Origin of the sequence: Amycolatopsis balhimycina FH 1894 (assembly GCF_000384295.1) — a bacterium.
In the GTDB taxonomy this organism is placed as follows: domain Bacteria; phylum Actinomycetota; class Actinomycetes; order Mycobacteriales; family Pseudonocardiaceae; genus Amycolatopsis; species Amycolatopsis balhimycina.
In genome coordinates this window covers 5,482,070-5,494,938 of sequence record NZ_KB913037.1, presented here as the reverse complement: position 1 = coordinate 5,494,938, position 12,869 = coordinate 5,482,070, and the positions used below count along the sequence as shown (strand labels likewise).

At 71.5% G+C, this 12,869-nt stretch carries 9 protein-coding genes; 3 read left to right on the top strand and 6 right to left on the bottom strand.

Translation table 11 applies throughout. The features are described 5' to 3' along the window. Window positions 1-52: 52 nt before the first annotated feature. Entirely contained in the window at window positions 53-2,062 is a 2,010-nt protein-coding gene (locus tag A3CE_RS0124690; RefSeq protein WP_020642796.1) for a DUF6541 family protein, read from the top strand. Between the two features lie 171 nt (window positions 2,063-2,233). Here the strand turns inward: A3CE_RS0124690 and A3CE_RS0124685 are convergent, their stop codons facing one another. After that, complete coding sequence (locus A3CE_RS0124685) at window positions 2,234-3,121, bottom strand: LLM class flavin-dependent oxidoreductase (RefSeq protein ID WP_020642795.1); 888 nt, start codon at window positions 3,119-3,121, stop codon at window positions 2,234-2,236. Between the two features lie 96 nt (window positions 3,122-3,217). Here A3CE_RS0124685 and A3CE_RS0124680 point away from each other — a divergent pair, with 96 nt between their 5' ends. After that, entirely contained in the window at window positions 3,218-4,015 is a 798-nt protein-coding gene (locus A3CE_RS0124680) for an HAD family hydrolase (RefSeq protein WP_020642794.1), read from the top strand. A 163-nt stretch (window positions 4,016-4,178) separates the two neighbouring features. Here the strand turns inward: A3CE_RS0124680 and A3CE_RS0124675 are convergent, their stop codons facing one another. The 4 genes from A3CE_RS0124675 to A3CE_RS0124660 form a co-directional block, all read right to left on the bottom strand. Continuing rightward, the gene (locus tag A3CE_RS0124675) at window positions 4,179-5,444 is read right to left on the bottom strand and encodes an IS110 family RNA-guided transposase (RefSeq protein WP_043792556.1); all 1,266 of its coding nucleotides are present in this window, start codon (window positions 5,442-5,444) and stop codon (window positions 4,179-4,181) included. 303 nt (window positions 5,445-5,747) lie between these two features. Continuing rightward, window positions 5,748-6,476 carry a lysophospholipid acyltransferase family protein gene (locus A3CE_RS0124670; RefSeq protein WP_020642792.1) on the bottom strand — a complete coding sequence of 243 codons (729 nt, stop codon included), beginning with the start codon at window positions 6,474-6,476 and terminating at the stop codon, window positions 5,748-5,750. 9 nt (window positions 6,477-6,485) lie between these two features. Next, window positions 6,486-7,925: a glycan biosynthesis hexose transferase WsfD gene (gene wsfD / locus A3CE_RS0124665; RefSeq protein WP_020642791.1), complete on the bottom strand. Its 1,440-nt coding sequence runs from the start codon at window positions 7,923-7,925 to the stop codon at window positions 6,486-6,488. Then, window positions 7,922-9,682 (bottom strand): hypothetical protein, encoded by a 1,761-nt coding sequence (locus A3CE_RS0124660; protein WP_020642790.1) that lies wholly within the window; start codon window positions 9,680-9,682, stop codon window positions 7,922-7,924. The genes wsfD and A3CE_RS0124660 overlap by 4 nt, the downstream gene beginning before the upstream one ends. Window positions 9,683-9,952: 270 nt before the next feature. Here A3CE_RS0124660 and A3CE_RS56690 point away from each other — a divergent pair, with 270 nt between their 5' ends. Then, on the top strand, window positions 9,953-11,845 hold the full coding sequence (locus A3CE_RS56690) for a DUF6541 family protein (protein ID WP_020642789.1): 1,893 nt from the start codon (window positions 9,953-9,955) through the stop codon (window positions 11,843-11,845). Between the two features lie 49 nt (window positions 11,846-11,894). Here A3CE_RS56690 and A3CE_RS0124650 read toward each other — a convergent pair whose 3' ends face one another. Continuing rightward, a complete protein-coding gene (locus A3CE_RS0124650) occupies window positions 11,895-12,863 on the bottom strand; it encodes a lysylphosphatidylglycerol synthase transmembrane domain-containing protein (RefSeq protein ID WP_020642788.1) in 969 nt (322 codons plus the stop codon). Window positions 12,864-12,869 lie beyond the last annotated feature (6 nt).

Genomic DNA, 12,869 nt, shown 5'->3' with positions numbered 1-12,869 from the left:
CACGGCCTGCACCCGACTATCACATTTCGGCCTACGACACACCTGGAAAGCAGTGCCTGCACCCGAGGACTTCTGGAGTTACTTCGCCGCGGTGGCCACCTACCTGGCCGTGCTGGCGGTCCCCGGCGGGCTCGTCGGGTGGGCCGCCGGCCTGCGCGGCTGGGCGCTCGCCGGGCTCGCGCCGCTGCTCAGCTACGCCGTGACCGGCCTGGCCGGCCCCTGGCTGGCGATCGCGCACGTGCCGTACGGCTCGCTGAGCGTCGCCGCGTGCACCCTGCTGCTCGCCGGGGTGCTGTTCGGCCTGCGCCGGCTCGCGACCGCCCGAGGCTGGTCGACGCCGGGTGCGGAGGAGCCGCCGCTGCCGTGGACGCGGCGGGCGCACCTGGCCGTCGGTGCCTGCGTCGCGATCGCCGTCGCGGTGTCGATCGTCGTCGTGGTGTCCGGCCGCGGCGGGACGACCGCGGTGTTCCAGCGCTGGGACACCGTCTTCCACGCGAACGGCATCCGCTACATCGCCGAAACCGGTGACGGCTCCCTGACCGGCATGGGCACCATCAACTGGTACCCGGCCGGCTCCTTCTACCCGAACGGCTACCACCTGGTCGGCGCCCTGGTCTATCAGCTGTCCGGGACGTCGATCCCGGTCACGCTGAACGCGGTCACGATGCCGATCGCCGGGCTGTTCGCGCTGGCCATGGCCACGGTGGTGCGCCAGCTGAGCGGCCGCGCGGTGTTCGCGGGCAGCGCCGCGCTGGTCGCGGGCGGCGCGACGACCGGGGCGTACGAGTCGGTGTCGAGCGGGCTGCTGCCCTTCGCGCTCGGCATCGTGCTGACGCCGCTGGCGGTGGTCGCGCTGCAGCGGTTCGTCGTGCGGCCGGGCGCCGACACCGGCGCGGTGCTGGCGCTGAGCGCGACCGGCCTGCTCGCCGCGCACTCGAGCGCCCTGTTCGGGGCGATCCTCTTCGCGTTCCCGCTGGTGGTGCAGCGGTGGTACCGGGCGCTGCGGGGCAAGCGCGTCGACGGCGTCCCCGAGGGCAAGCGCGCCTGGCGGGTCGTCGGCGGCGACGTCCTGCGGATGGTGCCGGTGATGGTCGTCGCCGGGGTGCTGGCCGCGCCGATGATCCTCGGCGCGATCGGCTTCACGTCCGGGTCGTACCCGTACTACGCGTGGGGCTCGCACATGCCGGTGGGGAAGGCGCTGCTGATGCTGGCGACCTTCAAGCAGGTGCTGCCGGTGCCGCAGCTCTGGCTGACGGTGTTCCTCGCGATCGGCGTGCTCACGGCCCTCGCGCTGCGGCGGATGCGCTGGCTGCTGCTCTCGGCGGCCGGGCTGTCCGCGCTGTTCGTGGTCGTCGCGTGCTTCGGCGGCGAACACTGGGTGATCAGCTTGTCACGGCCCTGGTGGAACGACCGGTTCCGGCTGATGGCGCTGGCGGCGATCCCGATGTGCCTGCTCGCCGCGCACGGGATGAGCGAGACGCAGCGGTGGCTGACGAAGGCCGCCCGCGGGCGCGCTTGGGTGCGGGCGCGGCCGTGGCTGACCGGCCGGGCCGGGCTCGCGTCGGCGGTGCTGCTCGTCGTGGCGATGGGCGTGCTGACCGGCGGGTTCTACCGCGCGGCCAACGCCAAGACGGTGTCGCTGCTGTACTACAACGGCCTGCCCGGCGAGGTCGTCCCGCCGGTGAGCGCCGACGAGATCGAAGCGATGGAGAAGCTCGGCACGCTCGGCATCCCGGCCGGCCAGAAGGTGCTCAACGACCGGCTCGACGGCACGGCCTGGATGTACGCGCTGACCGGCGTGCACCCGGTGGCCGGCCACTACGACGCGGGCGTCGCGCCGCCGGACGCGACCTACCTGGCCCAGCACTTCGGCGACTACGACAGCGACCCCGAAGTCCGCGCGGCGGTTCACCGGCTGAACATCCACTACGTGCTGGTCGGCAGCGGCACCATCCGCCGCGACACCCCGATCGCGCCGGGCCTGCGGCACCTCGACGGCCACGACTTCGTCCAGGTCGTCTACCGGAACCCGGGTGCGGTGATCTACCGGATCGTGAAGTGAAGCAGCCCTCGTGGCCGCGGCCCCCAGCCGCGGCCACGAGGGCTTCCGTACCCCCGGGGCCGATCTCTCGTCCCTCCATGAACCCTGACGCCGGCGGGACGTGAATCGGTTTCCCGATCAGCCGGATGTCACTCGTTCGGCCTAACGATCCCCCCGTTGGCCAAAGTCCGGTCAGCCGGCGCGGAGTTCCGGCAGGACGTCGCTCGCGACCTGCTCCAGGACGGCTTCGCGGCCCTCGTACGGCGACGACGACCGCGGCCAGTGCGAGATCACGTCGGTGAAGCCCAGCTCCCCCGCGCGGCCCACCGCGTCGCGGAACGCCTCCACGCTGCTCAGTGAGAACACCGGCGACGAGTCCAGGCTGAGGTGCCGCTGGATGCTCGCCCGGTCCCGGCCCGCCGCGTCCAGCCGCCGGTCGAAGACCTCGGTGAGTTCCTTGATCCCGTGCCACCACTCGTCGGCGGTCGCGCCGCCCTTGCCCGTCGTCACCCAGCCGGCGCCGAAGCGCGCCGCCAGGGTCATCGTGCGCGGGCCGTTCGCCGCGACGACGAACGGCAGCCGCGGCCGCTGGACCGGGCCGGGCAGGTTGCGGGCTTCGCGGGCCCGGTAATACTCGCCCTCGAAGTCGAACTTGTCGGTCATCAGCAGCCCGTCGAGGGCCTCGACGAACTCCGTGAACCGGTCCACGCGCTGCTTCGGCGTCAACTCGGGCGCGTCGACCACCGCGCCGTCGTAGTGCAGGTGGTCGACGCCCGCGCCGACGCCGAGGACGAACCGTCCGTCCGAGACGTCGTCGAGGGTGTTCAGCTCGCGCATGAACGACACCGGGTGCCGGGCTACCGGGGAGGCCACGAACGTGCCCAGCCGGATGCGCGACGTCACCATCGCCGCCGCGGTCAGGGTCGGGATCGCGGAGAACCACGGGCCGTCGACCAGGTTTCTCCACCCCAGGTGGTCATACGTCCAGGCGTGGTCGAAGCCGTACTCCTCGGCTGCACGCCACTTCGGCTCGGCCGCCCACCAACGATCTTCCGGAAGAATGACGATGCCTGCTCGCACAATGCCGGACGCTATCGGCAACCACCGGCAATCGCGCGGACGGGGCGGACCTCACCCGAACGTGTCAGGGACAATGGCGGGGTGGAGAGACCCCAGTTGATCGCGTCCGATGTCGACGGCACCCTGCTCGGCCCCTCCGAATCCCTGACCGGCCGCACGATCGCGACCGTCCGCCGGGCGATCGAGGCGGGTGTCCCGTTCGTGCTGGCCACCGGACGGCCGCCGCGCTGGATCGCACCCGTGGCCAAGCCCCTCGAGCTGACCGGGTACGCGGTGTGCGCGAACGGCGCCGTCCTGTACGACTGCGGCCGCGAGGAGGTCGTCGCGGTGCACGGCCTGCTGTCGCCCGAGCTGCTCCACGACATTGCGCACGCGCTGGACAAGGCCCTGCCCGGCTGCCGGCTGGCCACCGAGCGCGTCGGCACCGACGCCGACCACGAGATGCGCAACTTCGTGATCGAGCCGGACTACCACAACCCGTGGGGCGACGGCGAAGGCCGCACCGCGCCGCGCGCCGAGGTGCTCGGGCACCCGGCGATCAAGCTGCTGGTCAGCCACCTCGGGATGTCGTCGGAAGAGATGGCGGACGGGGTGAACGCACTGTTCGACCGGGAGGTCGACGTCACCTACTCGTCGTCGGGCGGCCTGGTCGAGCTGTCCGCGCACGGCATCACCAAGGCGACCGGCCTCGCCGACGTCGCGGAGCGGCTCGGCATCGGGCCGGAGCGGGTCATCGCCTTCGGCGACATGCCCAACGACGTCGAAATGCTCCGCTGGGCCGGCCACGGCGTCGCGATGGAGAACGGGCACCCGCAGGCCCAGTCCGTGGCCGACGAGATCACCGGTCCGGCGGGCGAGGACGGCGTCGCGCAGGTCCTCGAGCGCTGGTTCTAGTGTTGCGCGTCCGAGGTTCGTTGACAGCCCGGCGGCGAGGGCGAGCGTCTTGAATGACTCATTCAGGGCTTCGGAGGTCCTGGCTCGTAAATCGAGGTGACCGTGGGCGCGCGGCAGCGCCCCCGGCGTAGCGCAGCGGAGCCGGGGCCCGGGGTGACACGCGTTAGGCGGCGTGGGGTTGCAGGGTGACGTGTTGGCCGGTGAGGAGTTCGAGGTCGCGGATGAGGGTGCGGCGGCGCCGCACGGTGGTATGCCGGGACAGGTAGTGGTCCTCGCCGAGGTCCTGGTAACGGGCGTCGGGGTCCGACAGCACATGCCAGACGATCTTGAGGACGGAGTTGCCGACCGCGACGATGGCGCGTTTCTTGCCGCGGCGGCGCGCCAGGCGCCGGTAGCGTTCACCGAGGAAGGTGTGGGTGCGCGACACCCCAGCGACGACCTCGCCGAGGGTCCCGGCCAGCCAGGGATTGCCTTTGCCGGTGGAACCGTTGCGGGTGACAGCGGCGGACTGGTGCACGATCGGGGCGAACTTGGCCCACGACACCAGATGCCCGGGGGTGGGGAACCGGGTCATGTCCACCCCGATCTCGGCGATCAGCTCCTGGGCGGAGCGGATCCCGATCCCGGTGATCTCATCCAGCCGCCGCGCTTCAGCGCGAAAGGGGGCCATCGCCTCCTCGATCGCAGCGTTGACCTTCTCGACATCGGCACCGACCTGGTCGATGCGGTCGATCATCGTGCGGGTCAGGAACGCATGATGATCGGTGAAGTGCCCGGTCAACGCCTCCTCCAGGACACCGATCTTGGTGCGCATCCGGGTCCGGGCCAGCTGCGCCAGCACCCGCGGGTTCCGGTTGCCCGCGATCATGGCCTCCAGCATCTCCCGGCCGGAGACACCGAGGATGTCGCTGATCACGCTGGAGAGTTTGATCTGGGCGTCTTCCAGCAGTTTCTCCAGCCTCTGCCGTTCCCGGGTGCGGTCACGGATCAAGGTGCGCCGATACCGGGTCAGGTCCCGTAGCGCCCGGATCGGGGCCGGGTGGACCAGGCTGGGCCGGCACATCCCGCGTTCGGTGACTTTGGCCAGCCAGACCGCGTCGAGGGTGTCGGTCTTCGGGCGGCCGGGCAGGTGCTTGACGTGTCTGGGGTTGAGCAGCCAGCACTCGAACCCTTCGGCTTCCAGCAGGTAGAACACCGGTTTCCAGTAGGAACTGGTGGCTTCCATCGCCACCCGGGTCACTCGCTCGGCCCGCAACCAGTCCGCCAGCTCCAGCAACGACCGGGAGAACGTGTCGTAGGAGCGGACCTCTTGCTGACGCCGGCCCGGCCGGTCTGAGGGCACCCGCACACACGCGACCAGGCCGGTCTTGCCCAGATCCAGGCCGGCCACCCGGTCGACGATCTGGTCGAGTTCATCCACCTCTTCCATGATCACCTCGCTTCGGTTCACACCACCGACAGGTGGTCGCCTGGGGAGTCAGGGGATGCAAGCCAAGCCGGGCTCGCGTGCTCGAAGCAACAATGCAGGACCCTCAACAACTCCCAGCGTCAGACTGAATGACGGCCTCGACCCAGCGCCAAGGACACACGACGTCACACAGGCGACCAGACACGATTTTCACCCCCAGCACGGACGTCCCGCCAGGGACACCGACGACTGAATGAGTCATTCAAGACCTTTGGGCCGGGCTAGCGAGCGCTGGTTCTAGCCGTCTTGCGGGGCCCCCGGATGTCACAGCCGGTCGAGCTCGGCGGCTTCGGCCGGGGTCGGCGCCGTCCCGCCCAGGTGGGCGGGCAGCCACCAGCGGTCCTCGTCGGGCGCGGGCTGGTCCGGGTACTCGGCCTGGGCGCGGTCGAGCAGCGCGCTCATCCGGGTGCGCAGCTCCTTCGTGACGACGTCCCAGTCGTCGCCCTTCGCCGGGTGCATCGGCTCGCCGACGAGGATCGAGACCGGCACGTGCCGCCGGGTCAGGTCCTTCGGCCGGCCCTTCGTCCAGAGCCGTTGCGTGCCCCACAGCGCCATCGGCACGACCGGGACGTTGGCCGCGGCGGCCATCCGGACCGCGCCCGACTTGATCTCCTTGACGGTGAACGACCGGCTGATCGTGGCTTCGGGGAAGACCCCCACGACCTCGCCGGCCTGCAGCTTCTCCAGAGCCTCGCGGTAGGAGGCCAGCCCGGCGGAGCGGTCGACGGAGATGTGGTGCATCCCGCGCATCAGCGGGCCGGCGATGCGGTTGTCGAAGATCTCCTTCTTCGCCATGAACCGCGTCAGCCGCTTGGCCGGGCGCGCGCCGAGGCCGCAGAAGATGAAGTCGAGGTAGCTGATGTGGTTGCACGCGATGACCGCGCCGCCGCGGCGCGGGATGTGCTCCGCGCCCTCGATCCGGATGCGGTTGTCGAGTACCCGGAACATGGTCCGGGCCGCCGCGATCACGGGCGGGTACACGAGGTCAGCCATCAGGCAAGGTTACGCGACCGTAGGTTCGGAACGCCGGTTCAGCGGGGAAGAACACAACACAAGGGCGAGCAGGATCGTGAACAGGGCGACGGACTGGTGCTTGATGCCCTCGATGCCGTCGCCGAGGGCCGCGGTGCCGAACTGCGTCACCGAGACGGCGAACAGGAAGGCCAGCACGACCCCCAGCGCGGTCCGGCGCTGAAACCAGGCCCTGACCAGAACAAACAGCCAGATCGGGACCAGCGCGAACAGCCCGAGCGGGGCGATCAGGCCGGTCAGCCACGACACCACCGGCACCCGGTACTCCTGCGCGTGGGGCGGGAAACCGGCCTCCTGGTCGAAGCTGCCGAGGTAGCCGGGACGCGCGGTGAGCTGGTCGGTCGCGGCGCGGTCGAGGACTTCGAGGGTCCGGCCGGGGTGGGTCGCGAAGTACGTCACGACGTTCCGGCGGCTGATCCGGTCGCGGTACCGCAGGTACAGCGGGTCCATCGTCGCCGGGTGCGGGTGCCACCAGCCATTGCCCGCGTACTGGGCGAACGACGGCGGCAGCCCGAGCTCGGCCAGGTCGGCCCGCGTGTCGTGCCTGCCGTCGACGATGTTCAGGAAGATCGAGTTGAAGACGTTGATCTCGCGCGAGTCGTCGCCCGGGAACTCGGTGTACGTGCCGTCGGGCGCTCGCGCGGGCTCGACGCTCTGCTGCGCGGAGAGCGTGACAGCGCCGATCGCGCCGATGACCAGCACCGCCGACGCCCACCGCCGGACGCCGCGCAGCGTGCCCGGCCGGACGAACAGGACCGCGAGCGCGAGCACCGGCAGGATGATCAGCGTCTGGACCTTGGCGTTGACCGCCAGGACGCCACCCGCGAACGTCACGGCCATGCCCGCGTAGCTCCACCAGCCCTCGCGCGCGGTCAGCAGCAGCCCGCCGACGGCGAGCAGCAGGCCGAGGAAGGCCGCGCCTTCGCCGAGGATCGCGGCGAAGTACCCGAAGAACGCCGAGTCGGCGACGACCAGCAGGAGCCCGGCCGCCACGAAGAGCCGGGCGCGGCGCCGGTACGGCAGGCCGAGCACGATCGCGCTGATCGCCGCCGCGGCGATCACGCTGCTCAGCAGGCCCAGCACGACCAGGCTCAGCGTCCGGGGGAAGCCCGCGGCCCCGGCGATCCGGACGGCCAGGTCCGCGAGCCAGCTCTGCGTCAGCAGGTACGTCGGCCGGCACGGCGGCGTTCCCGGCGCGGCCGTGTAGGCGAGGTGGACGAACGGTTCCGGCAGGCCCGTCCAGGTGATCCCGGCGCCGCACAGCACGCGGCCGCCGTCGCCGTTGTTCGACATCGCGACCGGGCGCGGCACCAGGAACCGCACCACGAACAGGGCCAACGCCGTCCCGAACACCCCGAGCCCGAGCCGGGCTTCGGCGCCCAGCCGGCGTTTCGGGACGTCGAGCTTCACGACGGACAGGGTACGTACCGGAAGTCCGGGCCCTTGTCGAGGTCGGCGACCAGGGACTTCGCCTGTTCCGCCCGCGGGTACACCGAGACCCAGTACGGCGTGCCGACCCGGCGGAACGTCGCGACCTCGTACTTGCCCGCGTACACCGGGTCGATCGCGCAGTGCTGGCGTTCGGCGTAGCCGCCGTCGGCGGGCACGGCGACGGTCGGGCGGCGGTCGTTGACGACGTAGTCGTAGTCGGTCGAGATCCCGCCTTCGTGCCGTCCGTCGCGGGCGATGTGGTCGTCGGTGCGGCCGAAGACGTCGATGATGAGCAGCTGCCCGCCGTGGGTGGCGAGCGCGCCGGGCGCGGCGGCGCTGACCACCGACCCGGGCGGCAGGTACTCGCCGAGCCAGCCGCCGATTTCGGCGAGCTCGGTGCCGTGGGCGCGCCAGTCGCGCACGCGGCCGAGCATCTCGGGGCTGAACACCGAGACGAGCACCGCGATCCCGGCCAGCCCGCAGGCGATCACCGGGACCAGCCGCGCCGGGGACGACCTCGGCCGCGGCGACGGCTTCCCCTCGACGTCCGCGGTCAGCACGCCGAACACCGCCGCGGACGCGACCGCGAGCAGCGGCGGCACCGGCGCCAGCAGCCGCCACGACGGGCCCGGGTCGCCACCGACCAGCACCGCCGCCGCGGCCAGCCCGGCAGCCGTCACGAACAGCAGCCAGATCAGCGCGCGGGCTTCGACGGCTACGACAGCCGGGGCCTCCGCCACCCGGAGCCCTCGAAGCGCGGCTGGGACAACCGGGGCTTCGCCCCGGGCTGGGAGCTCCGCCACCCGGAGCCCCCGAAACGCAGGTTCGGTGCGCCGCAGCAGCAACGCGACTGCGGCGACCACTCCGAGCAGCAGGAAACCCTGGTGCGCCAAGGCGAATCCCGACAGGTACGGCCAGCCGGCGGCGAGCTGCGAGCCGAGCGGCCCGCCGAGCTTCGCGGCCAGCGGCGCGGGCAGGAAGTGCTGGTAGAACGTCGCACGCCAGGCCAGCCGGGGAATCAGGAAGACCAGCGCGCCCAGCACGTAGCCCACGGGCGCCCACCAGCTGCGCTTCTCCTTGAGCGCGGCACCCACGAGCCACAGGCCGGCCAGCACGCCGACCACCAGCCCTTCGGGACTGGTCATCACGGCGAAGGCGACCAGCACCCCGGCGACGACCGGGCGGCGCGCCGCGAGCGCGTAGCCGACGGCGAGGACGAGGAGCACGAACAGCGGGACCTCGGAGCCGGACGGCCCGTAGACGGCGAGGCCGCCGGCACTCGCCGTGAGCACCGCGGCGGCGACGCCGAGGGCGGGACGCGGCTCGGTGCCGGGCGGCGTGGCCGAGGCGACGATCCGGTTGACGAGGAAACAGGAAACCAGCACGCAGCCGAGCGCGGAGAGGACACCGAACACGACCGCGGCGGTCTCCACGTCGGCGCCGAACGCGGCGCGCGGCAGGGCGATCAGCACCAGCCAGAGGAAGTTCGTGTACCCCTCGACGCGTTCGCCGGGGTTGAAGACCGGGCCGTTGCCGTCGGCGATGTTCTGCGCGTAGCGGAACGTGATGAACGCGTCTTCGGTGACGGTCGCGAACAGCAGCTGGTGGAGCAGGGAAAGCCCGAGGGTGAGGGCGAGGACGAACCCGCGCCAGCCGCGATCGGTGTCGAGCCGGCCCCAGGTCAGCACCACGATCGCGGCGAGGACCAGCCACGCCACCACGACCGCGTAGCCCACCCGGCCCCCTCAGCTCGTCAGCGCGCCTGCCGGTCCGGCGGGCCTCTCGCCAGGCTATCGATCACCGGCGGCCAGGCGTTTCCCGTGGGCCGATCACTTGCCCGAATGGGCGAAGATCAGTCCGCCAGGCGCCAGTCGGACCAGGAAATTCACCCTCAGAATAACCCGATCGGGTGGTGCGTCTGACGGCCGAAGTGACGTCCCGAAAGGGTTCCGATCGGCGTATCACCCCAGCTCATTCGGGCGATCGTTGCCGGCTTAGTCTCGACCGTGCTTTCCGTCAGCATCGCGATTGTCGTCATCGCCGTTCCCGGTCTCGTGACCGGTCTCGCCGCGGGTTTGCGTGGCTGGGTCCTGGCCGGAATGGCGCCGCTGCTGAGCTACGCCATCGGCGGGCTCACCGGGCCGTGGACGGCGGCGATGGGGGTGTCGTTCAACGCCGTCACGTACGCCGTGTCGACCGTCGTGTTCGCCGCGGTCGCTTTCGGCGTCCGGAAGCTGACGGTGCGTCGCAGGCCGCCGGAGCCGGAGCCCGGGCTGTGGGCGCGTCGCGGGCACCTGGCGGTGCTGGCGTGCCTGCTGTTCGCGGCGGTGGCCGGCGGCTACGCGACGCTGCGCGGCATGGGCCGGATCGGCGTGCTGCCGCAGGGCTTCGACGCCGTCTACCACGGGAACGCGGTCCGCTACATCGCCGCCACCGGCGACGGGAGCCTGTTCGGCACGGGCAGCGTGAACTGGTACGGCGACGCGGCACCGGTGTTCTACCCGAACGGGTACCACCTGCTGGCGGCGGTGACGTACTCACTCAGCGGCGCGTCGATCCCCGCGACGCTGGACGCGAACACCGTGCTGCTGCCCGGGTTGCTGGCGTTGTCCCTGGTGACGCTGGTGCGGGAGTTCCGCGGCCGGGCGGTGCTGGCGGGCGCGGTGGCGCTGACGGCGGTGGCACCGGTGATGGGCGTCTACGAATCGATGGACCGCGGGCCGCTGCTGCCGTTCGCACTGGGCGTGACGCTGACACCGCCGGCCGCGGTCGCGCTGCGGCGATACCTGGAGCGGGTCGCGCCGGACACCGGGCTGGTGCTGGTGCTGGCCGCGGTGGGCCTGCTGTGCATCCACTCCTCGACGTTGTTCGGCGGGATCCTGTTCGCCGGGCCGCTGCTGGTGCAGCGCTGGCTGGAGTCGTGGCGGCGGATCGGCCGCGACCTGCTCGCGCTGGCGCCGATCGCCGTCGTGTCGCTGCTGGTGGCGTGGCTGCAGCTGTTCGGCGCGTTGGGGCTGGCCGAGAGCGCGTTGCCGTACTACGGCTGGCCCAGCGAGTACCGCGCGACGACGGCGCTGGGCGCGTTGCTGGGGTTCCAGCACTTCGAGCCGCACCCGCAGGTGTGGCTGTCGGTGGCGTTGTTCCTGGGGATCGTGTTCTTCACGCGGGCGGGCGCGCTGCGCTGGATCGGCCTGACGGCGGCGGTGACCGGCCTGGCGTACCTCGCGGTGGCGTCGTCGAACGCGTCGATCGTGATGGCCCTGTCCCGGCCGTGGTGGGACGACCCGTACCGGTTCTTCTCGATGGCGGCGATCCCGCTGACCGTCCTGGCGGCCCACGGCCTGGCCTCGACGCAGGCATGGCTGCGAGATCGGCTGGGCCATCGGCTGCGCGTTCCCGCCGTCGCCGTCGCGGTGGTGGTGCTCGCGGGGTTCGTGGTGCTCTCGAACGGGCTGTACGTCCGCTCCAACGGCGACCGGGTCTACACGGGCTACCAGGCGGCCGACCCCTCGACGCTCCGCGTGACGCCCGGCGAGCAGTCGGCGATGGCGGAACTCGGGAAACTCGCCAAACCGGGCGAGTGGGCGATGAACGACCGCTTCGACGGAACAGCGTGGACTTACGCCTTGACGGGAATTCGGACGGTGGCCGCGCATTTCGACGAAACTTCACCACCGGCGGACGCGGTGGTGCTGGCGAACCGCTTTCGCGACTATTCGACGGACCCCGCGGTGCGGGCCGCGGTACGGCGGTTGAACATCCACTGGGTCATTCTGGGAAAGCCGTCGGCCGAACCCGGCAAGCCTTACCAGCCGGGGTTGATCGGGCTGGCCGGTGCGCCGTTCCTGCGGGAGGCCTACCGCAACCCGGACGCGGTGATCTACCGGCTGACGGCCTGAGTTGTCCACATGTGCGTAAGCCCTGTGGACAACCTGTGGGCAACTCGCCTCAGGCGGAGGCGGCCACCAGGCGGGCCGAGCGGGCGGCCACCGCGGCCAGGCCCGCCGTCAGGAGGTCGGCCACCGTGAACATCACCCGGGAGGCCACCGCGAACGCCGTGGCCTGGCCGACCGTCAGGCCGCTGGCCGTCAGGACCGCCACCTGGGCCACCTCGCGGACGCCGACCCCGCTCGGGAGGACGAACGCGAACGTGCCCACCGTCATCGCCACGGCCATCGCGCCCACGCACAACATGAAGCCGCTGAGGCCCGGAGTGCCGACCGAGTTGGCCAGGAGCCACAGGTGGACGCCCTGCAGGCACCACGCCGCCGTCGAAGCGGCGAAGACCTTGCCCACCACGCGCCAGCCCAGCGGGTGCGCGAGCGGGGGGCGGCGGAGGATCCGCAGCACCAGCGACGTGCCCCAGGTCAGGATCTTCGGGTGCAGCATCGCCAGGCCGAGCGGGATGAGCACGAACAGCCACAGCGCGCGCGGGCTGTTGCTGAACACCGCCGGCGCCGCCAGGAGCGAGACCACCAGCGCCGACACCACGCCGACGCCGAGCTGGATGAGCGAGCCCGTGAAGATCCGCGCACGGGCCAGGCCCGCCTTGCGGCCCAGCTCCATCTGCAGCAGGTACGCCCAGACCGAGCCCGGCACGTACTTGCCGAGCGAGCCGACCAGGCAGATCTGCGCGCCGCGGGCGTAGCCGATCGGCTCGCCCAGGTCGTCGACCATCATCTGCCAGCCCCAGGTCGACACCAGGATCGCCGCGACCAGGGCGGCCAGGCTCAGCAGCGACGACTCCCAGGCGACGTCACGCAGGGTGTGCCAGAACTCGCCCCAGTTCGACGTCAGCTGCTTGGCCGCGAAGCCGATGACCAGCAGGATGGCGACCCAGCGGACGACGTCGAGGATCTTCGCCTTCGTCGACTTCGGCGGTTTGCCGGCAGCCGGCAGGTCCTCAACGGTCGTCATCGACGC

Excerpts from the sequence above, each read along its gene's own strand:
- A3CE_RS0124675 (WP_043792556.1), bottom strand. The coding sequence starts at position 5,444 with ATGGAAGAGGTGGATGAACTCGACCAGATCGTCGACCGGGTGGCCGGC.
- A3CE_RS0124670 (WP_020642792.1), bottom strand. The coding sequence starts at position 6,476 with ATGGCTGACCTCGTGTACCCGCCCGTGATCGCGGCGGCCCGGACCATG.
- A3CE_RS0124650 (WP_020642788.1), bottom strand. The coding sequence starts at position 12,863 with ATGACGACCGTTGAGGACCTGCCGGCTGCCGGCAAACCGCCGAAGTCG.